The organism is Curtobacterium poinsettiae (genome assembly GCF_025677645.1).
Taxonomy (GTDB): Bacteria; Actinomycetota; Actinomycetes; order Actinomycetales; family Microbacteriaceae; genus Curtobacterium; species Curtobacterium poinsettiae_A.
Map to the genome: position 1 here is coordinate 116020 of NZ_CP106879.1, position 21829 is coordinate 137848.

General features: G+C 71.4%; 18 protein-coding genes. 8 read left to right on the plus strand and 10 right to left on the minus strand.

From position 1 onward, the window contains the following. Positions 1-47: 47 nt before the first annotated feature. Positions 48-530, minus strand: a complete 483-nt coding sequence (locus OE229_RS00600; protein WP_017888066.1) for a CarD family transcriptional regulator — start codon at positions 528-530, stop codon at positions 48-50. Positions 531-671: 141 nt separating this feature from the next. On the opposite strand from OE229_RS00600, the gene OE229_RS00605 reads away from it, so the two are divergent. Beyond that, positions 672-1328, plus strand: a complete 657-nt coding sequence (locus OE229_RS00605) for a hypothetical protein (protein WP_182065336.1) — start codon at positions 672-674, stop codon at positions 1326-1328. A 124-nt stretch (positions 1329-1452) separates the two neighbouring features. Here OE229_RS00605 and OE229_RS00610 read toward each other — a convergent pair whose 3' ends face one another. Continuing rightward, on the minus strand, positions 1453-2133 hold the full coding sequence (locus OE229_RS00610) for a response regulator transcription factor (RefSeq protein WP_027466611.1): 681 nt from the start codon (positions 2131-2133) through the stop codon (positions 1453-1455). Further along, positions 2130-3296 carry a sensor histidine kinase gene (locus tag OE229_RS00615; protein ID WP_182065337.1) on the minus strand — a complete coding sequence of 389 codons (1167 nt, stop codon included), beginning with the start codon at positions 3294-3296 and terminating at the stop codon, positions 2130-2132. Before OE229_RS00615 ends, OE229_RS00610 begins: the two co-directional genes overlap by 4 nt. Before the next feature lie 146 nt (positions 3297-3442). On the opposite strand from OE229_RS00615, the gene phoU reads away from it, so the two are divergent. Together phoU and OE229_RS00625 are read left to right on the plus strand one after the other, a co-directional pair. Further along, entirely contained in the window at positions 3443-4111 is a 669-nt protein-coding gene (gene phoU / locus OE229_RS00620) for a phosphate signaling complex protein PhoU (protein WP_027466613.1), read from the plus strand. 31 nt (positions 4112-4142) lie between these two features. After that, positions 4143-4691: an AAA family ATPase gene (locus OE229_RS00625; protein WP_262139250.1), complete on the plus strand. Its 549-nt coding sequence runs from the start codon at positions 4143-4145 to the stop codon at positions 4689-4691. Between the two features lie 93 nt (positions 4692-4784). Here OE229_RS00625 and OE229_RS00630 read toward each other — a convergent pair whose 3' ends face one another. After that, positions 4785-5531, minus strand: coding sequence for a phosphoglyceromutase (locus OE229_RS00630; RefSeq protein ID WP_262139252.1), 747 nt, complete (start codon positions 5529-5531; stop codon positions 4785-4787). A 44-nt stretch (positions 5532-5575) separates the two neighbouring features. Between OE229_RS00630 and OE229_RS00635 the strand changes: the two genes are divergently transcribed. Then, a complete protein-coding gene (locus tag OE229_RS00635; RefSeq protein ID WP_182065340.1) occupies positions 5576-6349 on the plus strand; it encodes a class I SAM-dependent methyltransferase in 774 nt (257 codons plus the stop codon). Between the two features lie 95 nt (positions 6350-6444). On the opposite strand, the gene ygfZ is transcribed toward OE229_RS00635, so the two are convergent. The 3 genes from ygfZ to OE229_RS00650 form a co-directional block, all read right to left on the minus strand. Next, the gene (gene ygfZ, locus OE229_RS00640; protein WP_182065341.1) at positions 6445-7527 is read right to left on the minus strand and encodes a CAF17-like 4Fe-4S cluster assembly/insertion protein YgfZ; all 1083 of its coding nucleotides are present in this window, start codon (positions 7525-7527) and stop codon (positions 6445-6447) included. Continuing rightward, positions 7527-8129: a heme-binding beta-barrel domain-containing protein gene (locus OE229_RS00645; protein WP_182065342.1), complete on the minus strand. Its 603-nt coding sequence runs from the start codon at positions 8127-8129 to the stop codon at positions 7527-7529. The genes ygfZ and OE229_RS00645 overlap by 1 nt, the downstream gene beginning before the upstream one ends. Positions 8130-8265: 136 nt before the next feature. Continuing rightward, positions 8266-8547: a hypothetical protein gene (locus tag OE229_RS00650; protein WP_209135304.1), complete on the minus strand. Its 282-nt coding sequence runs from the start codon at positions 8545-8547 to the stop codon at positions 8266-8268. Positions 8548-8676: 129 nt separating this feature from the next. On the opposite strand from OE229_RS00650, the gene OE229_RS00655 reads away from it, so the two are divergent. The 3 genes from OE229_RS00655 to OE229_RS00665 are packed head-to-tail and all read left to right on the plus strand — an operon-like array spanning position 8677 to position 12248. Further along, positions 8677-9360, plus strand: coding sequence for a response regulator transcription factor (locus OE229_RS00655; RefSeq protein WP_017888078.1), 684 nt, complete (start codon positions 8677-8679; stop codon positions 9358-9360). Next, the gene (gene mshD / locus OE229_RS00660) at positions 9360-10181 is read left to right on the plus strand and encodes a mycothiol synthase (RefSeq protein WP_259579123.1); all 822 of its coding nucleotides are present in this window, start codon (positions 9360-9362) and stop codon (positions 10179-10181) included. The genes OE229_RS00655 and mshD overlap by 1 nt, the downstream gene beginning before the upstream one ends. Before the next feature lie 6 nt (positions 10182-10187). After that, on the plus strand, positions 10188-12248 hold the full coding sequence (locus OE229_RS00665) for a serine/threonine-protein kinase (RefSeq protein ID WP_262139254.1): 2061 nt from the start codon (positions 10188-10190) through the stop codon (positions 12246-12248). A gap of 131 nt (positions 12249-12379) precedes the next feature. On the opposite strand, the gene OE229_RS00670 is transcribed toward OE229_RS00665, so the two are convergent. Genes OE229_RS00670 through OE229_RS00680 form a run of 3 tightly spaced genes read right to left on the minus strand, consistent with a single transcriptional unit; the run spans position 12380 to position 20863 of the window. Next, positions 12380-16651, minus strand: coding sequence for an FtsK/SpoIIIE domain-containing protein (locus OE229_RS00670; RefSeq protein ID WP_262139255.1), 4272 nt, complete (start codon positions 16649-16651; stop codon positions 12380-12382). A 37-nt stretch (positions 16652-16688) separates the two neighbouring features. Next, positions 16689-18107, minus strand: a complete 1419-nt coding sequence (locus OE229_RS00675; RefSeq protein WP_262139257.1) for a type 1 periplasmic-binding domain-containing protein — start codon at positions 18105-18107, stop codon at positions 16689-16691. Further along, positions 18104-20863, minus strand: coding sequence for a hypothetical protein (locus OE229_RS00680; protein ID WP_262139258.1), 2760 nt, complete (start codon positions 20861-20863; stop codon positions 18104-18106). The genes OE229_RS00675 and OE229_RS00680 overlap by 4 nt, the downstream gene beginning before the upstream one ends. Before the next feature lie 291 nt (positions 20864-21154). On the opposite strand from OE229_RS00680, the gene OE229_RS00685 reads away from it, so the two are divergent. Then, positions 21155-21706, plus strand: coding sequence for a hypothetical protein (locus OE229_RS00685; protein ID WP_262139260.1), 552 nt, complete (start codon positions 21155-21157; stop codon positions 21704-21706). Positions 21707-21829 lie beyond the last annotated feature (123 nt).

Below are 21829 nucleotides of genomic sequence, written 5' to 3' on the forward strand. Positions count from 1 at the left end.
GTGCGGTCGTCGTTCGTGCTGTCGCGTTCAGTGCGCTGTCGTCAGGCTCAGGAAGCCAGGACCTCGTCGAGGACGGTCGATGCCTTGTCCTCGTCGGTCTTCTCGGCCAGCGCGAGCTCGGAGATCAGGATCTGCCGGGCCTTGGCCAGCATCCGCTTCTCACCCGCGGAGAGCCCGCGGTCCTGATCGCGCCGCCAGAGGTCGCGGACGACCTCGGACACCTTGATGACGTCACCGGAAGCGAGCTTCTCGAGGTTCGCCTTGTAGCGGCGTGACCAGTTGGTGGGCTCTTCCGTGAACGGCGCCCGGAGGACCTCGAAGACCTTGTCGAGTCCTTCCTTGCCGATCACGTCGCGGACGCCGACCAGGTCGACGTTGTCCGCCGGGACCTCGATCGTCAGGTCACCCTGCGTCACCCGCAGTTTCAGGTAGACCTTTTCCTCGCCCTTGATGACGCGAGTCTTGACTTCAGAGATGGTTGCCGCCCCGTGATGGGGGTAGACGACGGTCTCGCCGACCTCGAATTGCATGTATCAGGCTCCGTTCCCAGACGTCCAGTTTACCACAAGGGCCGTTCCGGTAAGGGGACCCTCAACGCTCACCCCTCCCGGTGATCGCTAGGATGGGCGCGGGGACCGCCCGGTCTCCATCGTGACTTACGGAGGAATCTCTTGCGACCTCGGGTACTCGTGTCCGTCGCCGTTGCGGCAACCATCGCGCTCGGCGCCACCGGGTGCGAGTTCATGTCGCCGGCCCACACCGTCGACATCAAGCAGATCACCGACGGCGTGGACGTCTCGACCGGCAAGGTCGACGTGCGGAACGCCCTGCTGATCTCGGACGACGGTGCGAGCGCCCGCTTCATCGGCACGCTCGTGAACAACGACGACCAGGACGACTACACCGTCTCGATCGAGATCGGCGGCGACACCCAGACCGTCGACGTGCCGGCGAACACCCACGTCGACCTCGCCATGGCCGCGGGTGCGGGCAGCGACGACGAGTCGAGCGTGCAGGAGGGCGACACCACGCAGGGCACCACCGCCGGTGACGCCGAGCCGATCGTGTTCGACAACGCGGATGCGGAGCCCGGTTCGCTCGTGAAGGTCTACTTCAGCTACCCCGACGCCGAGGGCACCTCGGCCAACGTGCCGGTGCTGACGAGCTCGCAGGAGGAGTACCAGACCCTCGCGCCGAGCCCGACCCCGACGCCCACCTCGACGTCCCCGTCCGAGAGCGGCGCACAGTCGACCGGCGAGGCCGTGCCCGGCACGCAGCCGACCGACTCGCAGACGGATTCGTCCGAGGGCGACAACGGCACCGACTGACCCCGACGGGCGCGGCTGACACCGCGCCCGGACCGTTCGCACAGGAGGCCCGGTGCGAGTCCCACGGACTCGCACCGGGCCTCCTGTCCGTGCGTCTCAGGCCGTCTGCATCAGGCCGTCTGCATCAGGCCTCGATGCGGTACCCGAGACCGCGCACCGTCACCAGGATCTCGGGGGTCGACGGGACCCGCTCGATCTTCGAGCGGATGCGCTTGATGTGCACGTCGAGGGTCTTGGTGTCGCCGAAGTAGTCGGAACCCCACACCCGGTCGATGAGCTGCCCGCGGGTCAGCACTCGGCCGGCGTTCCGGAGCAGCAGCTCGAGGAGCTCGAACTCCTTGAGCGGCATCGGGGTCTCGGACCCGTCGACCGACACCGTGTGCCGCTCGACGTCCATGCGGATGCCACCGACCTGCAGGATGCCGCTGTCCGCCGGGTCGTCCTCGGTGCGGCGACGGAGCACGGCACGGATCCGGGCGAGGAGCTCCCGGGTCGAGTACGGCTTCGTCACGTAGTCGTCGGCGCCGAGCTCGAGCCCGACGACGATGTCCACCTCCGAGTCCTTCGCGGTCAGCATGATGATCGGTGCGTTCGAGCGGGTCCGGATCTGCCGGCACACCTCGGTGCCGCTCAGGCCCGGCAGCATGAGGTCGAGGAGCACCAGGTCGGGGTTCTCCGCGTCGAACTTCGACAGCGCGGTCACACCGTCGGCAGCGACGGAGGTCTCGTACCCCTCACGCTGCAGCAGGAACTCCAGGGGCTCGCTCAGGGCCGGCTCGTCGTCGACGATGAGGATCTTGGTCACGATGGCTGCTCTTCCAGTTGCTCTTCGAGTGCTGTGGTCAGTTCGGGATCTGCCTCGGGCAGACGGATGGTGAAGGTCGAGCCCTTGCCGGGCTGCGACCAGACGCGCACGTCACCACCGTGGTTGCTGACGACGTGCTTGACGATCGCGAGCCCGAGGCCGGTGCCCCCGGTGGCGCGCGACCGCGCGGGATCGACACGGTAGAACCGTTCGAAGACGCGGTCGAGGTCGGCCTCGGGGATGCCGACGCCCTGGTCGGTGACGGCGATCTCGACGAATCCCTTCGACGACCGGACGCCCACGCCGACGCGGGTGTTGTCCGGCGAGTACTTCACCGCGTTGGCGATGAGGTTCGACACCGCGACCTGCAGCAGCCCCCGGTCGCCCATCACCCGCAGCTTCGACTTCTTGGCGCGGATGATCTCGATCGAGCGGGCTCGGGCGACGACCTCGTTCGCATCGATCGCAGCCTGCACGATCTTGTCGATGCCGGTCTCCTCGCTGTTCTCGAGGGCGTCGACCGACTGCAGCCGGGACAGCTCGATGATGTCCTTCGTCAGCGCCCCGAGCCGCTCGGACTCGGTGATGAGCTGCGCGGCGAACTTCTTCACGTGCACGGGGTCGTCGGCGGCCAGGACGAGGGTCTCGGACAGCAGGCCGATGGCGCCGATCGGCGTCTTCAGCTCGTGCGAGATGTTGGCGACGAAGTCGCGGCGGACCTCGTCGATGCGCCGGCTCTCGGTCAGGTCGTCCGCCGTGAGCAGGACGTACCGGTTGCCGAGCTGGGCGGCACGGAAGCTGAGGTAGCCGATGAGCTCCCCGTGGCGGCCGCGCGGCAGCTCGAGGTCCTCCGACCCCATCTCCCCGCTCTTGCGCACCCGGTCGATGAGCTCGAGCAGCTCGTGGTGCACCAGGCGTCGGCGCACGACGAGCCCGGCGGTGAGGGCCTGGGGGGATGCCGCGACGACGGTGTTCGACGGGTCGATGACGACCGCCGGGTTGTGCATCGTCGCGATGACCGCTGCGACGCCGTCCGGCAGGGTCCGCTCCGCCACGTCGGCAGCACGTGCCGTGCGCTCGGCGGTGATGATCAGCACCACGACGCCCGCGCCGAAGACCCCGCCGAGGAGCATCGACAGTGGCACGAGCCACGCGTTGTCCATGCCGCCAGTGTAGGGATGGTCATGCGGGGTTCCGGTACCGTTCACCGTCTGCGGAAGGCCAGAACGCGAAGCGTTCAGCCCCGCGTCACCGTTCGTTCACCTGGGCTGACGACACTCGTCCGGTACGCAGAGAGAGGTACTCCCCCATGCGCGAAGTCTTCCAGCAGGAACTCCAGGACGTCCAGGAGCGACTGACCGAGATCGCCGGGCTCGTCGAGTCCGCCATCACCCGAGCCACCCAGGCCTTCAGCGACTCCGACGTCGCCCTCGCCGAAGAGGTGATCGCCGACGACGAGAAGATCGACCTCGCTGCGAACAGCCTCGACGAGATCGCGATCGACATCCTCGCCCGCCAGGCACCGGTTGCCCGTGACCTGCGCGTCGTCGTCACCGCCCTGCGCGTCAGCTCCTCGCTCGAGCGCATGGGCGACATGGCCGAGCACATCGCGCAGCTCGCCCGCCAGCGCTTCCCCGAGAAGGTCGTGCCGAAGGGCCTGCGCAGCACCTTCAAGGAGATGGGCCGGCACGACGTCGCGATGGCGCAGAAGCTCACGCGGCTGCTCGCCACCGAGGACATCGCGCTGTCGGCCGAGATCCGCGACGAAGACGACGCCGTCGACGAGCTGCACGCCAGCGTCTTCGACTTCGTGCTCGGCGAGGCCTGGAAGGGCGGTCCGATCGACACCGTCGACGCCACGCTGGCCTCTCGCTACCACGAGCGCTTCGCCGACCACGCGGTCTCGATCGCGAAGAAGGTCGAGTACCTGGCGACCGGCGACTGGACCGGCGCGTCCACCTCGACCGCGGCGGTCTGACCCGGCCCGATCGGTCTGCGAGGATCGTGGCATGGCCCAGGTCGCGATCATCGTCAACGGCATGCCCGGTTCCGGCAAGAGCAGCATCGGCGCGGCACTCGCCGAGGTGCTCGGCTGCCCGTTCCTGTCGAAGGACCGCATCAAGGAGCCCCTCGCCGACGTCGTCGGCCCGATGATCGCCTCGCGTCCGCTCGGTGGCATCGCGATGGACACGATGTGGTCCATGGCGCGGGCCGTGGAGAACGGGGTCGTCCTCGACGCGGTGTGGCTGCCGTCCCGTGACCGGGACCGCCTGGAGGCCGGACTCGCGTCCGCCGGGTCGCCTCGCGCCGTCGAGGTGTGGTGCGACACGGACCGCGCCACCGCCGAGCAGCGGCTGCGCGACCGGTACGAACCGGGCACCGTGCCGGTGCGGCACGAGGTGCACGGGGACCTGGCCGACGTGCTGGCCTTCTGGGACGAACACGGCGAGGACGCCCGCCCCGTCGGGCTGCCCGGCGTCCCGGTGATCCGGGTCGACACGACGAAGCCCTACGACGTCGGGGGTCTGGTGCAGGAGATCGCGTCGCACTTCGTCTGACCGTCACACTCCGCGTGGTCGGGTCTCGCCCGCCCGGACACAGCGAAGGCCGCAGCCCCGTCGGGACTGCGGCCTTCGTCGTTCGCGTGGGTGCTACTTCTTGGCGCCCTGGGCGGCCACGGCGGCGGCGCCGGCAGCGGCGGCTTCGGGGTCCAGGTAGTACGCCGGCTTCGTCGGACGGAAGTCGTCGTCGAGCTCGTACACCAGCGGGATGCCCGTCGGGATGTTCAGGCCGGCGATGTCGTCGTCGGAGATGCCGTCGAGGTGCTTCACGAGCGCACGCAGCGAGTTGCCGTGGGCCGTCACCAGCACGGTCTTGCCGGCGGCGAGGTCCTTCGTGATGTCCGACTCCCAGTACGGCAGCAGACGGTCGATCACGAGCTTGAGTGACTCGGTGCGGGGCAGCTGGTCGCCGAGTTCGGCGTAGCGGCGGTCACCGAACTGCGACCACTCGGCGTCGTCGGCGATGGGGGGCGGCGGGACGTCGAACGAGCGGCGCCACTCCATGAACTGCTGCTCGCCGTACTCGGCGAGGGTCTGGGCCTTGTCCTTGCCCTGCAGGTCGCCGTAGTGGCGCTCGTTGAGGCGCCAGTCGCGCTTCACCGGCAGCCAGGCCAGGTCGGCCTGCAGCAGCGCGATGTCCGCCGTCTGGATCGCCCGGGTCAGGAGCGAGGTGTACAGGACGTCGGGGACGATGCCGGACTCGGCGATGAGGCCGCCGGCGCGCTTCGCCTCCTTCTCGCCCAGCTCGCTGAGCCGGACGTCGACCCAACCGGTGAACAGGTTCTTCTGGTTCCAGTCACTGTTGCCGTGACGGAGCAGGACGAGCGTGGAGGTCATGCCTCCGAGTCTACCGAGCGGTACCGGCCCCGTACCCTTGACGCATGCCCATCGGGAACGTGACGCGCGGGACGACCGGGTACAACCGGCTCCGCCGCGTCGACCGGTGGATCGCGACCCTGCCGGTGCTGCGCCGGACGGACGACCCGCTCGTCGCCGACGTCGGCTACGGGGCGTCGCCGACCACCACCCTCGAACTGCGCGACCGGCTGGCCGCCGTCCGACCCGACGTCGAGGTGACGGGAATCGAGATCGAGCCCTCGCGGGTCGCACTCGCGAACGCCGGGACCCGCGACGGCGTGACGTTCCGTCTGGGGGGCTTCGAGACGCCGACGCCCGGGCAGCGCCGACCAGCCGTCATCCGCGCGTTCAACGTGCTGCGGCAGTACGACGAGTCCGCGGTGATCGGGTCGTGGCGGATCATGCAGGACCGGCTGCAGCCCGGTGGTGCGCTCGTCGAGGGGACCTGCAACGAGGTCGGCCGGGTGGCCTCGTGGGTGACGCTCGACGACGTCGCGCCGCGGACCTTCACGGTGTCGCTCCGGCTCGCCGGGCTCGACGTGCCCTCGATCGTCGCCGAGCGGCTGCCGAAGGCCCTGATCCACCGCAACGTCCCCGGCGAACGGGTGCACGCCTTCCTGCGGGACCTCGACCTGTCGTGGGCGGTCGCCGCACCGCTCGGCACGTACGGGCCCCGGCAGCGGTGGATCGCCACGGTGCGCGGGATGCGTGACCGCGGCTGGCCGGTGCTGCACGGGGTGACGCGCTGGCGGCTCGGCGAGCTCAGCGTCCCGTGGTCGGCCGTCGAGCCCGCCTGACCCTCCGACGCAAGACACCGGTGTTCGCGCTCCGAACACGCGCAAACCGCGGTGCGACCGGCGAACACCGGTGTTCTGCAATCGTCGACGGGGAGCTAGGAGCGTCTGACGGCTCCGAGGCGGGGCAGGCGCGGGACGTTCGCCGTCGCACCGGCCTCGGGCGGGACGATGGTCTCCTGCGCCGCGGTCACCACGACGTCGTCGGCCTCGAGCCGCAGGGTCGCGGTGGGGTCGAGGGAGCGCTTCACCACGGCGAGCCCGATCGGACCGAGCTCGTGGTGGATCGCCGACGCCGACAGTCGACCGACCTGCTTGTCGTCGAGCAGCACGGGCGTGCCCGGCGCCGGCAGCACGCCGTCGGACCCGTCGAGGTGCAGCAGCACGGCCCGTCGCGGCGGGTGCCCGAGGTTGTGGACCTTCGCGACGGTCTCCTGCCCCCGGTAGCAGCCCTTCGACAGGTGCACCGCGGAACGGAGCCAGTCGAGCTCGTGCGGGATCGTCCGTTCGTCGACGTCGGACAGGGTCGGGCGCCAAGCGGCGATCCGCAGGGCCTCGTACGCGAGCAGCCCCGCGACGGGGACGTCCGACGCGGCGATCGCGGCCGCGGTACCGGGGGTGACCACGGCGATGCGGAGGGTCCAGTCGGAGCCGGGGTGGGCCTCCAGATCGGCGTAGCCCCATCCGCCCGGCGTGACGGCACCCCACGGGTCGACCCACTCGGCGACGGGCGGTTCCGGCAGTTCCACGGACGCGAACGGGGCGTCCGCGCCGAACCAGCCGAGGGTGACGAAGTCGGCGGAGCGGTCGGCGACCTCGACCCGGAGCATGAAGCGCATCGAGTCCAGCCAGCCGGCGAGCGGCGCAGCGTCAGCGCGCTCGGTGAGCAGCCAGACCGTCGCACCGTCGTCGACGACGCGCGCTGCATGCTCGACGCGTCCGGCCTGGTCGAGCACGAGCGTCTCGGTGCTCACACCGGTCGGCAACCCGCTGAGCTGCTGCGAGGTGATCGAGTTGAGCCACGACAGTCGGTCCGGTCCGGAGACGGTGACGACACCGAGTCCGAGCTCGACGACGGCGCGCCCACGGGTCAGCAGGCGCTGCTCCCCGATCGGGTTGCCGAAGTGTGCGGCGACGGAGTCGGCCGCGACGAAGCCGTCACGCGCGGCGAACACCGACATCAGTCGACCTTCGCGAGCTGCCCCGAGGCGTGCGAGGTGAGTTCGCGACCGAGCGCGGCGATGTCCCACGCCCAGAAGAGCTTGCCCTCGACCAGTCCGTACAGGCGGGTCGCGGCGGAGTAGTCCTTCGCGTTCGGCGAGCGCATCACGGCGTCGGTCGACAGGTCGATCCGGCCCTTCAGCACGCGGCCGACGTAGAGCTCGTTGACGCCCGTCGGGTGGATGATCGCGGCTTCGACGTCGAAGCCGTCGGTGGTGTTGCGGAGCGCCTCGACGCTCTCGACCGTGCTGAACGGCGTCGGGCCCTCACCCAGGAGCATCGCTGGACCCCGGTCACCGGGCTCCGTCGGACGGTCGATCCGCCAGTAGCCCATCTCGGCCGCGAGCGGGGTGTGGTCGTCGTCGAGCAGCCAGGTGGTCGACGAGTAGTTCAGGTACGGCAGGCCGTCGTGGCTGAAGCTGACGCGCTGGCCGAACTCGTAGTTCCGGACCGCGTCGTCGTCACCGACCGGGTACTCGACCACGCCGGTGCCCTCCCACACGCCGACCAGCCACGACAGCGGGACCAGTTCGGGGGCGAGGCCCTCGGGCAGCTCGATCAACGCTGACCCTTGAACAGCTTCACGACGACGACCACCGAGATGAACGCGATCGCGAGCGACGCCAGGCCGAGGAGGCCGACGTAGAAGAGCTCGAGCGCAAGCAGCGAATCCATGCTCGGAGTCTACGCGGCTCGGCTCAACGCGCCAGGAGCACCACCGCGGTGACGAGGACCACGACGAACGCGCCGGACGACGCGATGCTGATGCGCTCGACCAGGCCGTCCTTGGTGGCGGTGATGAGCTGCAGCACGAAGCTGACCATCACGCAGGCGACGAAGACGAGCAGCAGCCAGGCGAACGCGTCGCGCTCGGCCAGGGTCAGCACGAGCACGGCCCCGACGACCGCCAGCACCCAGACCGGCAGGACGGACGTCAGCCGCAGGCGACGCTGGTCGGTGGGGGGCACGGGCTCGGTCACGCGCTCCATCATGGCAGGGGTGACGCCCGGCGCGCGCTTGCGGCTTGCCGCGCAAACCGTCCGGCCGGATGAGGACTTCCCGAGCATCACTAGGATGTGTCCACGACGTCATCCACCTCCGGAGGTCCTGTGGCACAGCTCCTGGTACTCACCTCGACCGCGCCCGGAGACGTCCTGCCGAGCCTGGGCCTCCTGAGCCACCGGATCCGCCACGTGCCGGCCGAGGCCGCACAGCTGGTGAACGCCCCGCAGAGCGACCTGATGTTCGTGGACGCCCGCACCGACCTGGTCAGCGCGAAGGCCCTGTGCAAGATCCTCGCCTCGTCGGGGTCGACCACGCCGATCGTGCTCGTCGTCACCGAGGGCGGGCTGACCGCGGTGAACAGCGACTGGAACGTCGACGACGTCGTGCTCGAGAGCGCCGGCCCGGCCGAGATCGACGCCCGCATCCGGCTGTCGGCCGGTCGTGCGGCGAAGGGCCAGACGAGCTCGAAGATCCAGGCATCCGGTGTCGTCATCGACGAGGCCAGCTACTCGGCCAAGGTGCGCGGCCGGCCCCTCGACCTGACGTTCAAGGAATTCGAGCTCCTGCGCTTCTTCGCCACCCACCCGTCACGCGTCTTCACCCGCGAGCAGCTGCTCAGCGAGGTCTGGGGCTACGACTACTTCGGTGGCACCCGCACGGTCGACGTGCACGTCCGACGGCTGCGCGCCAAGCTCGGCGACCTCGAGTCGCTCATCGGCACCGTGCGCAACGTCGGGTACCGCTTCAACGTCTACGACGACGAGGCCGAGCGCCTGATGGGGCAGTAGTGCTGCCCGACCTCGGCAGCTTCGTCGCCCCCGGCGAGGCTCCCCCGTTCTCCGACCAGACCCTGGTGGACGTCCGCGCGGGGCGCGCGACCGTCCTGACCGTCGATCACGGGGTCGCGGTGGTCCGTGACGGTGAGCTCGAGATGGTTGTCGCCCAGGAGGCCCGTGGCCAGGGCATCGGCACGGCCCTGGTGTCCCAGGCACTCGCGCTGGGCGGCGGGGCCGCTCCTCGGCTCGCCTGGGCGCACGGGGACCACCCGGCAGCACGGGCGCTGGCCGACCGGTTCAGCTGGCGTGCGGTCCGCACGCTGCTGCAGCTCCGAGCGCCGATCGACGAGGCCGGCGCCCCGGCTGTCGACGTGCCGGCCGGGTACAGCCTGTCCGCGTTCCGCCCCGGCACCGACGACGAGACCGACTGGCTCGCGCTCAACGCCGCCGCCTTCGCGCACCACCCCGAGCAGGGGCGGATGACGCTCGACGACCTGCACGCACGCGAGGCCGACGCCTGGTTCTCCGGCGACGACCTGCTGCTGCTCCGAGACGCCTCCGGGCAGCTCGCCGGCTCGTGCTGGCTCAAGGTCGACGACGGCATCGGCGAGTTCTACGCCGTCGCCGTGCGGCCCGACCTGCAGGGGCAGCGCCTCGGTGGTGTGCTCATGCGCGCGGGCACCGCTCGGCTGCGCGGCCGCGGCCTGACCGCCGCCGCCCTGTACGTCGAGGGGGACAACGAGCCGGCGCTGGCGCTGTACCGGCGGTCGGGGTTCACGCAGTACGCGATCGACGTGCAGTACGCGGCGCCGGAGCAGGCCGCCGGCCGGTAACATTGCATGGTCGGCAAGGGGTCGGCCAACGGGGGGATCGGGGAACGCGTGGCGCAGGACCGGCAAGGGCAGTACGGCCAGGGCGAACCGCTCGGTGCGTCCTACCGACTGGTCGAGCTCCTCGGCACCGGCGCCACCGGAGAGGTCTGGCGGGTCGAGCACTCCGCGACCGGCGAGGCCTTCGCGGCCAAGCTCCTGCGTGCCGAGCTCGCCGCCGACCCGCAGATCGTCGAGCGCTTCGTCCGCGAACGCTCGGTGCTCCTCGCCCTGCAGCACCCGTCCATCGTGCGCGTCCGCGACCTGGTCGTCGAGGGCGACCGGCTCGCGATCGTCATGGACCTGGTGCCGGGTGGGTCCGCCCGCGATCTGCTCGCGTCGAACGGTCCGCTCCTGCCGCGGGACGCCCTGACGATCACCGCCGAGACCCTCGACGCACTCACCGCGGCGCACGAGCAGGACGTCACCCACCGTGACGTGAAGCCCGACAACGTCCTGCTCCAGACCACCTGGGCTCCCGGCGCCACCGGCGACGTCCGGGTCACCGACTTCGGCATCGCGTCGGTCGTCGCCGAACGCGAACGCACGACCACCGGACTCCTCGGCACACCGCAGTACATGGCCCCCGAGTCGATCAGCCACGGCCGCTCCGGCCCGGCCGCCGACGTCTACGGCGCCGGGGTCATGCTCTACGAGCTGCTGTCCGGCCGCACACCCTTCGCCGGCCCCGGCACGGACTTCGCCGTGGCCTACCGGCACGTCACCTCGAACCCGCCGCCGCTCGACGTGCCCGATGCCCTGTGGTCGGCGGTGTCCGCGCTGCTCGCGAAGGACCCGAACGCCCGTCCGTCCGCTGCAGACGCTGCGGCGACCCTGCGTCGGCTCGCCCGTTCCCTCGCGTCGGCACCCGCGCTGGCCGCTTCCAGCGACCCGGACTCGTTCGACGAGGTCGAGCGTCCGGCGACCGTCGTCCGTGGGGTCCGTCCCGAGAACGCGACGGGATCCCGGACCACCGCCACCGGGGACGACGCAGCGGTCGTCGGGCCGGCCCCGGAGCTCGGCCCCGCCGGGTCGCAGACCGTCATCCGGCCGATGGCGCGGCAGCCGCTGCCCGCCGCACCGGCCGCTGCGCCCGAACCGACGCGTCGGTTCGCCCGCCCCGAGTGGCTGACCGACCGTGCGCTCCTGTTCGGCGGCATCGGCGTCGTGCTCGTCGCCGCGCTGGTCGTCGGTGGCGTCGTGTGGCTGCCCGGGGCCCTCCGGAAGACGCCGGGCACCGGTACCGCGACCGCAGAGGCAGCCAACGCCTACCAGCAGGACCGGCCACTGCCCACCGGGCTGGCGACCACACGGCGCGCCACCATCGACCCGGCGAAGGGCACCGTGGACCTGCGCGTCACGTACGCGGCGCAGGCGGCCACCCTCAGCGGACCGTTCCTCGAGGTGCTGCCGGGTGCTCGCTCGGGAGCCTCCTGCCCCGCCGTCACCTGGTCCGGCGAGGGCATCACCGCGAAGCGCAACCAGCCGTCACTGACCGGCGTGGACACCGCGTGCGCGTGGAGCCTGTCCGGCGTCGAGGTCCCCGCCGGCGGAGACGTCACGGTCGAGGCCTCGGTGCCGCTCTCCTCCGTCAAGGACGGCGCAGCGCTGCAGACCTGGCTCGACGGCGTCGGCGAGGCGACCACCGCAGCCGTGACCGACGACGCCGTGCGCGGGACCGCCTACCCCGTCCAGCGGCTGCAGGGCGTCGAGGTCCGGACACCCGACCGGACGGTCAGCCAGACCGCACTGCCGGTGACCCTGGTGCCGGTCTGGCCGAACGGTGCCGACGAGCTCAACCCGCTCTACCGCAGTCCGAGCAGCGGACGCCCGTCGCAGATGCTCGTCGACGTTGCCGGAGGGGAGTCCGGCGTGCGGTTCGCCGACGGCTGCTCGGGCGCGCTGGCGGTGTCGTCGGACGGCCTCGTGGTGACCGCACTCTCCGTCGCCCCATCGTGCACCGTCCGGGCGACGGTGGGGAACTTCACGAACCTCGAGAGCTCGCCCTTCGGGATCACGACGCGCGACTGAGCGCGTCCGTCGCGCGCGTCCATCGCGCGCGTCCATAGCGCGCGTCCATCGCGCGACTGAGCGTGACCAGCAGACGGACTGGAGGCCCGTGGCGGCGTCGCCACGGGCCTCCAGTCCGTCAGCCGGTTGGGTCAGCTGCCTGCGGACGCGGTCTGGACCAGGCGGACGGCCCCGCCGGACGACGCGTAGCCGCGACCCACGGTCATCGCGACCGGTGCACGGCGCGGGAGGGTGACGCCGAGCAGCTCGCCGTCGTAGTCGACGTCCGGCTGCAGGAGCACACCGCACCGCGACTTGCGGACGGCGCGGGTCCAGTGGCTGTAGAGCGACCGGAGGTCGGCGGACCGCCCGGCGGCGACCACGCACAGACCGGGACGCTCCGTCGCGAGCAGGGTGGCGATCGCCTGGTCGCCGTCGTCGAAGCGTTCGGCGTCGTCGATGAGCAGCAGGACCGGACCGCGCTCGAGCCGCAGCCCGGCCAGCAGTGCGGGGACCTCGTCGGCCCCGACGGCGATGCGGTCGAACGAACCGGAGGCGAGGGGCGAGCGGCGATCGCAGATCGCCCAGACCGCGGGCCGCACCCCCTCGGCCGCACGCGCGAGTGCAGCGAGCGCCAGCAACGCCGTCGACTTGCCGGACCGGGCCGGGCCCGCGACGAGCACGTGTTCGCCGTCGTAGACCTCGAGTGCTGCTGGTCGGAGGTCGTCCTCCGCGATCCCGATGGGCAGCCGCCACGGTTCGCCCGCGAACACCGCACCTGCGCCGAGTTCGTCGACCAAGACAGCGTCGGGCAGCCGGCCGACCGCACTCGCCTTCGGGGCGGTGCCGGACCAGCGTTCCGCGAGGCGCTCGACCGCCTGCGCGAGCGGGACGTCGGGCGTCGCCACGTGCGACTGCAGGCGCAGGACGGAGTCGATGAAGCGGCCCGGCACCGGCGGTGGGACGTCCTTGGGGCGGACACCGATCGAGGCGTAGTCGTAGGGGTCCGCCAGGCGGAACATCCACTTCTGGGTGGTCACTTCGTCCATCGCGGACGGCACGGCCTTGGCCCGCGTCGTCGAGACGGCGAACGAGATGCCCAGCGCAGGCCCCTCGGCGTAGACGCGGTACAGGGCGTCGAGCAGCAGCTGGCCCTCGAAGTCCTGGTACTCGTCGCGCAGTGCCGCGAGACCGTCGATCAGCACGATGGCGCGCCGGCCTCCCGGAGTGGCACGACGGCGCTCGAGCTCGACGCGCAGGTGGCGGAGGAACCGCGCCTGCAACTCCCCCGCGCCGGCACCGGAGCCGACGTAGGCCGTGGTGTGCGGCAGCCGGGCGAGCGGAGCCAGGTCGCCTGGACCCATGTCGAGCACCAGCAGGTCGAGGTCGTCCGGGCTCGTCGCGGCGGCGAGCTGCAGGGCGAGGGTGGCGAGCGCCGTGCTCGTCCCGCTGCCGGGGATGCCCATGAGCATGAGGTTGCCCTCGTCGAGGTCCCATCCGGTGGTGACCTGACGCTGGTGGTCGGGGTCGTCCGCCAGGGCGACGGGCACCGTCCGCGACGTGTCAGCGGCGTCGGCTGCCGCCAGCGCACCCAGCTCGACGCGGTCGCCGAGTGCCTCGGGCCAGATCGGGCGCGGCGGAGCGTGGCCGGCGGCGGCGTTCGCCTGCCCGATCGACTCGATGAGCAGGTCGAGGTCGGTCACGTCGGACGCCGTCGGAGCCGGGGCGGGCATCGGCGCGGGAACGCCGAAGACGTCCGTCGGGCGGACGGACACCGGCTGTTCGGCGCGTTCGTCACGGGCGCGGCCGGTGACGAGGGCTGTCTGCACCGGGGTGATGTCGTCCTGCCCCAGCTTCACGTAGGCGCGACCGGTCTGCTGGCGACCGATGCCGGCGGCGGCGGGGACCCCGATCACGTTGGTGGAGTCCTCGCGGCTCTGCACCCGCAGCGCGACGCGCATGTTGGTGTTCGCCAGGATGTCCTCGCTCACCACGCCGGCCGGTCGCTGGGTGGCCAGGATCATGTGGACGCCGAGTGTGCGCCCGACCGCGGCGACGGCGACGAGCGAGGTCAGGACGTCGGGGAAGTCCTTCGCCAGCATCGCGAACTCGTCCACGACGAGGAGCAGGCGCGGCATCGGCTCGTCCGGCTTCGTCGCGAGGTAGGCGTCGAGGTTGTCGATGTCCGCTCCGGCCGCGGCGAACACCCGCTGCCGTCGCTCGAGCTCGGCCTCGAGCGCCCGGATCGCCCGGTCGGCGAGCTGCTCGTCGAGGTTGCTGATCGTGCCGATGGTGTGCGGCAGCCGCTCGCAGGCGGCGAACGCGGCCCCGCCCTTGAAGTCCACGAGCAGGAAGTTCAGGCGCGTGGGGTCGTTCCGCGCAGCGAGCCCGGCAACCAGTGACCGCAGGAACTCGCTCTTGCCCGAACCCGTCGTGCCACCGACCAGGCCGTGTGGTCCGTCGCGGACGAGGTCGATCTCGAGGACGCCGCTCTCCGACGACCCGATCGGGGTCGAGAAGCCGGTGCGGGCGTCCCAGGCCGCGCGGATCGCATCGGCGGGGTTCGTGCCCGTCGGGGTTCGCTCGACCGTGTCGTCCCCCGCGAGCAGCTCCGGCAGGCGGACGAGCGACGGCAGCGACGCACCCGGCACCAGCAGTTCGGGATCGTCGAAGTGCGCCACGCTGCGGGCGCTCCGTTCGGCCGTCTCGACGCTGAGGCCGGCGAGCACGACGTCCTCGACGCGGGTCCGGTCCTCCGGCCGGTAGACCGTCGCTGCGGCGTCGGCACCGACCGTGATGATCGTCGTGCAGGCTGCGGGGAGCTGCTGCTCGTTGGTCGCGACGACGATGCCGCTCACCCGTCGGGGCTGCTCGCCGGGACGGAGCGGCTGTCCGGGCACGGTGCGGCCTTCGCCGAGCAGGTTCCGGGCAGGTGCGTCGCGGCCTTCGGTGAGCACTTCGGAGTCGACCACGACGAGCAGGTTCGGGGTCGGGAGTTCGTCGAGCGACTCCCGCAGTCCCCGGAGCATCGCCGCGCTCTGGTCGCGCTGCGCCGACATCCACCGGGCACCGGTACTGCTCCCCGCCACGCGCGCGTGCGGCAGCCAGGAGGCCCAGCCCCAGTCGTCCGCGCGGCCGGCGTCGCAGAAGACACCCACCGTCAGGTCCGCGGGCCCGCAGTGCACGGTGGCCTGCGTGAGCAGACTCCGCGCCAGTGCGAGCGCGCCCTCGCGGTCGCCGACGATCCCGACGACGCCGGCGTCGGACAGGTCCGCCACGACGGGCGCAGCGGTGAGGCGGCTGTCGGCGATGGCGGCCTTCGCCTCGTCCTCGAGCTTGGACGACGCCGCCCGCTGATCGAGTCCGGGGCGCCACGGTGCGTCACCGGTGCCGGCGTGCAGGCTCAGGAAGTCGGCGTCCTCGGAGCGCCGCTGCCACAGCAGGGTGGTGGGGAGCTCGGCCCGGCGGACGACGGTGGCCGGGTCGGGGACGAGTTCCTGCCGACGGGCGGCCTCGACCGCTGCGGCCTCGGCGATCTCACCGCGGAAGGACTCCACCGCCTCGGCGAAGCGAGTGTCCTCCTCCTTCAGGTTCTTCGACCGACGGTGCTTCTGCTCGAACCACATGCCGATCGCGGTGACCGGCGACAGCAGCGCGAACAGGGCGAACCGGGCGTCGCCGAGCAGGAGCACCATCGCGCCGGCGAGGACCAGTGGCGCTGCGACGGTGATCCAGCTGAACTTCGAGGCCTGCGGGACCTCGCGCTTGGCCGGTGGGTCGACGGTCTCGGTCTCGGTGTTCCGCCCGGCTCGGGGCGGGCGGTTGAACGGCGCGGTCGCCGCGGGCGTCAGGTTGGCCATCGAGCCCGCGGCCGGCACCGGTACCTCGTCCAGCGCTGGCCGGACCAGCAGCACGGCTCCGCCCACGATGACGCTCGTGGTGCCGGTGAGCAGCACGCCGTCAGCGTCGATGCGCTCACCCGCGATCACGGTCCCGTTCGTCGAACCTGCGTCGCGCACCCGGACCCCGTCGTCCTCGTGCTCGATCGTGCAGTGTTCCCACGAAGCGCTCTCGGTGGGCAGCACGACATCGGCTTGCGGTGCCCGACCCACGACGAGCTCCCGGCTGCGCGGGACCGGTACGACGAGACCCGCGTCGAGTCCGCCGGCGAGGGTGACGCTCCACCCGTCGATCGTCTGCGGCCGCTCCTGCGGTGCGCGGCCGATGCGGGACCCCTCGAGCAGGACGAGGTCACGCAGCGGGGTGCCCGCGCTGGTGCGGTGGCCGTCGACCGCGAGGGTCGTCTCGGCCGCGAGCTCGACACCGATCGCCGCCGCGATGAGCTCCCCCAGCGAGGACGCGCCAGACCACCCGTCGACCTCGACCGCTTCACGTCGGTCGTCGAGCTCGATCAGCAGGCGCATGCTCGCGGTGTCCTTCTCGGGGTTGTGCGTGGGTGGGTCAGCGTGCGGTGGAGTCCTCGAACCACACCAGTGCGGTGGACTGTGCGGCATCGGATCCGAAGTCGTCGCCGCCGTCGCCGCTCGACGCGGTGTCCGGTCGGAGCCCGAGTGGCTGTGCCGAGGCCGCCAACACCGTCGCCGACGCATCGAGCGCCTGCTGCCGCGTGAAGTCGAGCGCCGGACCGGCGATGCCCGCCGCGGAGTCGAGGTCGAGCGCGGCGAGGGCATCGGTCACGTCGGACGGCTCCGTGCTGCCGGCCTTGCCGACCGCGCGGACCAGGGCGACGACGGCATCGTGGCTGCGGGAGTCCGCTGCGCCGGCCACGGCCGAGAACGGCCGGTCGCCCGTCAGGTTCTGGGCGTCGGGATCGTCGGCGAGCACCCGGACCCCACCGAGGAACGCGGACATCGCCCGACCTTCGGCGTCCGAGGAGAGCGCGCGTGCGTCGTCGGCGGCCACCCCGACGGTGCGGAAGGAGCCGCTCAGGCTGCCGCCGGCATCGACGAGTGCGGCGCCGAAGGCGGGACTCGTCGCGTCCGCGGTGAGGACGACCGGCACGGTGACGTCTGCTGCCTGCAGCGCCGCCACCAGGGCACCCTGACGTTGCGCGGACCCGCTGACGACGACAGCGTCCGAGTCCGGCGCGGCCTTCGGATCGGTGTCCGCGGCCTCGTCCGAGGCCTCGTCGCTGCCGTCGTCTGCGGCGGTCGCACCGGTCCGCGAGGCGATGGTCGCGGCGAGCTCAGCGGTGTCAGCGGTGTCGTCGCCGTCGAGGACGTGCGCCACGCGGAGGCCTGCGGGCGCACCACCGCCGAGGTCCACCAGGAGCGGCGACTTCGCGTTGCCGAGCGCCGTCGTCATCGCGGCGCCGATCGACTCGGCGGTCGGGGCGGTCGACCACGAGTCCTTCTCGGCAGAGGCGTAGGGCACCACCACCGGGATGTGCTGCTCGGCCGCCGCCGTCAGCGCTCCGGAGACGTGCTTGCCGGAGGACGCGACGACGATGCCCGCGACGCCGCTCTTCGCCAGGGACGCCACCGCGGTCTTCGCCCCCGCGGACGTCCCGCCGTCGTTCTTCGTGACGAGGGTGATGTCGGTCCCGCCGAGTGCCAGTCGTCGCTCGGCGACCAGGGCACCCTGTGCCGCCTCGTTCCACTCGGATCCTTCACCGTCACCCAGGGTGACGACGACGCCGATCTTCGTGGTGTCGGGGACGTGCTTGACGGTGATCTCCACCGGCACCGTGGCCGGGACCGCCTCGGCCGGCGTGCTGCCGCCGATCGCCCGGAAGGTCAGGACGGCGGCGACCACCGCGGCGATCAGGAGCACCGCGATGGCGGCGATGACCAGCGGACGTCGGTTGCGCGGACGTCCCGCCTCGGTGCCATCGGTCTCGTCGATCGCCTGGTCGCTCATCGGTCCGCCCCGATCCGGAAGGTGTACAGCGTGGTCGAGGTCGCGCTGGCCGGCACCTTGAGCTGGAAGGCGGGCAACGTCGTGGCGGCGTCGAGGGAGGCTCGGAACTGTTCCTGCTGGAGCAGGATCCCGGCGACGTCCTCGGCGCGGACGTTCGCGTACCCCGCGGCGTTCTGCGATGCCAGGGCGAGCTGGTAGTCCGCGGAGTCGGACTTCGCCGCGCTCGTCGCCATCGCCCCGAGGATGCCGGAGCCGTTGACCTTGCGGTCGCCCAGGTCGAGCATCACACGGTTGAGGTCGCCAGTCAGCAGCGTCGAGGCGCCCTGCACGTCGCGCGTCGAGGCGCTCGTGCTCGCGGCGATCTGCTCGAGGCTCGAGGCCGTCTGACGGTCGACGGCGGACGAGAGCTCCGAGCCTTCCTGCTCGAGCGTCCCGCGCTGCTCGTCGATCGTGCCCTTCGAGTCCTTCGTGACCTCGCCCGAGGTGGACCGGAGCCCGGCAATCGAATTGTCGAAGGCCGAGATGACCGCGTCACGGCTGCCCTTCGCGGTCTCGCTGACCTGCCGTACCTGCTGGTCGATGATCTTCTGGACGTCCTTCTCGGACTGCGTCGATGCGTCGGCGAAGGCCTTGCGGACGGCGTCTTGCAGCTCGGTCTGCTGCGTGCTGATCGCCGTCAGCTGCGTCCCGACCACGGCGCTCGACTTCGTCGCCTGCTCGACGAGTTCCCGGAGCTCCTGCGCCGCTCCCTCGACCGAACCATCGTCGTTGCGCACCGCCCGGCGGACCTCGGCGATGCCGTCGTCGAGCGCGTCGATGTCGTCGGACAGCGTCGTGACCGCGGCACCGATCCCGGTCTCGGAGCGGAGGTCGGTCGCCGCGACCACCGCGTCCCACTGCTCCGCCTGGTCAGTCAGGCGTTCGTCCATCGGGGTGTCGAAGCGGCCACCGGGCTGCAGCGTCGTGCCCTCTTCAGCGCCGGGGCACGGCGTGGCGGTCAGGTACCCACGAAGCGCATCCGCCTGCTCCGCGTCGAGCTGGTCGGTCGCCGCCAGGGCACAGAGCTGGTCCGCGACCTCGCGGTTCTGCGCCTGCATCGAGGTACTGAAGAGACCGTCCCCGGCGTTGCCCACCAGCCCGCGCGCTGCGAGTGCCTGCCGGTTCACCGTCGTGACGGCGTCGCGGACGGGGCCGAGGTCGTCGGCGGTCTGGTCGCGGAGGTCCTGCAGCGCCTGCAGGGTGCGGGCGACCTCACCGGTACCGTCGGCGCCGAGGGCCTGCACCGCGGTGTCGATCTCGCCGAGCTTGGCGCGGAGGGCGTCGGACTGCTCGATCGCCGTGTCGGCGAGCTTGGGGTCGAGCTGGTCGGCGAGCTGCTGTCCGGTGCTGACCAGGCCGATCAACGAGGTGCTCACCGCACGCGACGACTCCCAGAGCGCGCAGGTCAACGAACCACGGGCCTCCTGAGGGGCGCACGTCGCCGCATCCGGCGACGCCGGGCCGACGGATCCCGCCAGCTGCGCGCTCACCTGCTGCTTGCACGCCTCGCTGGCGTCGGCGTAGCCGGTGAGCTGCGCCGAGACGCGGAGGAGGTTGCCGTAGACACTGCCTCCGGCGGACGGGGTCTTCGGCGTCGCCGCGCACCCGTTGCCGTCGAGCACCGTTGCCGGCGCGGTCGCAGACGTGTCGCCGAGCAGGCCATCGAGGCTCGTCGTCGTCTGCTGGAGCTGCTGCAACACCGTCGACTGCGTGGCCTTGACCGTGGTGCCGAGGTCGCTGTTCAGGGAGCCGAGCTGTCCGGAGAGGGACTGCATCGTGCTGGCCAGTGAGGAGCTGCTCTCCTTCAGGCGTTCCGCCGTCCTGACACCGAGGGTCTCCGACGTCGTCTCGAGGTTCGACCGGACCTCGGTGATGGTGCCACCGGCACGCGCCAGCACCTCGTTCACCTGCGAGATGAGGTCGATCGTGCGGCGCTGGAGCGCGAGTTCGGAGTCGCTGTCGGACCCGAAGGCCGCGTTGACGACGCCCGTGGAGGACAGGTCCGTGGATAGCCCGGGCTGCGCGGCGACGTCGATGGTCGGCGCGGTGAAGTCCTCGACGTCGGCGACGAGGTGCAGCGTGCTGCTCGCGCCGGAGGTCGGCGGAGCGAGCAACCGGCCCCACTGGACGACCGCGTCGCCGTCCCCGTTGGTGCTCACGACACCGTCGGTCGACGAGCCGGATTCGGCGGAGTCCGTGACGACGCGGTCGGCGGCGGTCCCCGCCAGCACGGTCGACGCCGCGATGCTGAAGGGCGCGCCCACGAGTGCTGGGGTCGAACGCGACGTGCCGGCAACGTCGTAGGTCAGGTTCTTCGACGTGACCGTCAGGTTCTCGATCGTCAGGTCGATCGACACCCGGCCCGAGTACCCGTCGAGGTCGGCGAGGTCCGTGCCGGTCTTCTTCTCGGTCGAGTACTGCGTCGTGATGCGCAGTGGCAGGTCGCCCGCCGCCTTCGCGGGGTCGTGCTCGGTCGTCGCCGACGAGGACTCCGTACCCGCGACCGAGATCGCGGTGTCCGAGATCGACGTGATCGAACCGTCCGCGGCGAGGCGCGTGTCGACGGTTTGCAGGATCCGTGACGGGTCAGCCACCGGCTTGTCGTCGGACGTGCACCCGGCGAGCACCAGCGCGGCGACGCCGGTGACGGCGACCGCCCCTACGAGCCTGCGAGTGGTGCTTCGTGCTCCGGTGTTCCCGGCACGCTGGTTGATCACGGTCTTCCCCCCAAGAGAATCGTCGAGCACATCGATGCTAGTTGCTGAACGGCGTCGGGTCCGGGCTGGTCTTCCCCGGGAGCCACCCCCGTTCGGGCCACAGCTCGCTACTGAAATCCAACATAGAGCATCCGGGGCGGGCCCTGCCCTGTCCACAGCCCGCTGATACTCTGCACGCATGATCCAGGGGGACCAGGGCGTCACGCCCTTTGAACGACGGCGCACGAACGCACGAACGGGGGCGGACCAGTGAACATCAACCTGTCGCCGGTGGTGATAGCCCTGGCGGCGATGGTCGCAATCCCGGCCGCCGTCAGCGCGCTCGTCCGTCAAAACGACCGGAAGCGGCCACCGTCCACCGTCGTGGGCGACGAGGCGTACGGCGTGCTCTTCACCGTCCGTGCTCGCCGGTTCAGCTACCTGCTGCTCCGGATCATCGGGATCGTCTTCATCGTCGTCGGCGGGTTCTTCTTCCTGGCCACGCTCACCCTGCTCGACGACCCCGACGCGATCGGCATGCTCATCGCCGGCGTCGGCATGGTGCTGTTCGGGCTCCTGTTCGTCTACCTCGGCGTCGGGCAGAAGCGCCGTCGCGTCGAGGCGTACGACTCGCAGCTGGTCGTGACGCCGATGTTCCGTGCCGCGCGGACCGTCGACCCGGCGGCGATCAAGCGCATCCGGCCCACCACCAACCGGTTCGGCGGGCTCGACATCAAGGTGCACGGCCAACGCGGCGTGATCAGCGTCCTGTCGATCGACGCCGCCTACCCCGAGCTCTGCGCATGGCTCGAGCAGCGTGCGCCTGCGCAGTGGGGCGAGTTCGTGCGGGCCTTCGGACGCTGAGCGGCGTACTGCTGCGGCACTGGGCAGACGGACCTACCGTGTTCGCGCGGGCTCTAAGCTCATCACGTACACGGCCTGGCGGATCGTGTTCAGGAACGCCCGCATGGTGAAGGAACCCTCGCC

Coding starts and splice junctions, on each gene's coding strand:
- OE229_RS00600 (WP_017888066.1), bottom strand. CDS start 530: ATGCAATTCGAGGTCGGCGAGACCGTCGTCTACCCCCATCACGGGGCG.
- OE229_RS00615 (WP_182065337.1), bottom strand. CDS start 3,296: ATGGACAACGCGTGGCTCGTGCCACTGTCGATGCTCCTCGGCGGGGTC.
- phoU (WP_027466613.1), top strand. CDS start 3,443: ATGCGCGAAGTCTTCCAGCAGGAACTCCAGGACGTCCAGGAGCGACTG.
- OE229_RS00625 (WP_262139250.1), top strand. CDS start 4,143: ATGGCCCAGGTCGCGATCATCGTCAACGGCATGCCCGGTTCCGGCAAG.
- OE229_RS00630 (WP_262139252.1), bottom strand. CDS start 5,531: ATGACCTCCACGCTCGTCCTGCTCCGTCACGGCAACAGTGACTGGAAC.
- OE229_RS00635 (WP_182065340.1), top strand. CDS start 5,576: ATGCCCATCGGGAACGTGACGCGCGGGACGACCGGGTACAACCGGCTC.
- ygfZ (WP_182065341.1), bottom strand. CDS start 7,527: ATGTCGGTGTTCGCCGCGCGTGACGGCTTCGTCGCGGCCGACTCCGTC.
- OE229_RS00665 (WP_262139254.1), top strand. CDS start 10,188: ATGGTCGGCAAGGGGTCGGCCAACGGGGGGATCGGGGAACGCGTGGCG.
- OE229_RS00670 (WP_262139255.1), bottom strand. CDS start 16,651: ATGCGCCTGCTGATCGAGCTCGACGACCGACGTGAAGCGGTCGAGGTC.
- OE229_RS00675 (WP_262139257.1), bottom strand. CDS start 18,107: ATGAGCGACCAGGCGATCGACGAGACCGATGGCACCGAGGCGGGACGT.
- OE229_RS00685 (WP_262139260.1), top strand. CDS start 21,155: ATGGTCGCAATCCCGGCCGCCGTCAGCGCGCTCGTCCGTCAAAACGAC.